Origin of the sequence: Nocardia transvalensis NBRC 15921, from assembly GCF_000308875.1 — a bacterium.
GTDB lineage: Bacteria > Actinomycetota > Actinomycetes > Mycobacteriales > Mycobacteriaceae > Nocardia > Nocardia transvalensis.
The window spans coordinates 1-334 of record NZ_BAGL01000108.1 but is presented as its reverse complement, the minus strand read 5'-3'; the positions used below and the strand labels follow the sequence as shown (position 1 = coordinate 334).

At 68.9% G+C, this 334-nt stretch carries 1 protein-coding gene; it reads right to left on the bottom strand.

What is annotated here, in order from left to right; translation table 11 throughout:
- Nucleotides 1–300, bottom strand: a 300-nt coding sequence (locus ON41_RS30690; protein WP_246829632.1) for a HAMP domain-containing protein, incomplete at its 3' end; no start/stop codon positions are given.
- Between the last annotated feature and the right edge of the window lie 34 nt (nt 301–334).

Sequence of the window (334 nt, the reverse complement as noted above, 5' to 3'; positions counted from 1 at the left end):
GTCGGTGCCGACCTCACGCGCGACACGCGTCACCTCGTCGGCGAACGACGACAGGGTGTCGACCATCGTGTTGATGGTGCTCTTCAGCTCGAGGATCTCGCCCTTGGCCTCGACGTTGATCTTCTGCGACAGATCGCCCTTCGCGACCGCCGCGGAGACCTGCGCGATCGACCGCACCTGGTCGGTGAGGTTGGCCGCCATGAAGTTCACCGACTCCGTCAGGCTCTTCCAGGTGCCCGACACGCCCAGCACCTGCGCCTGGCCGCCGAGCCGCCCCTCGGTGCCGACCTCGCGGGCCACGCGGGTCACCTCGTCGGCCGAAGGCGGACAGCTG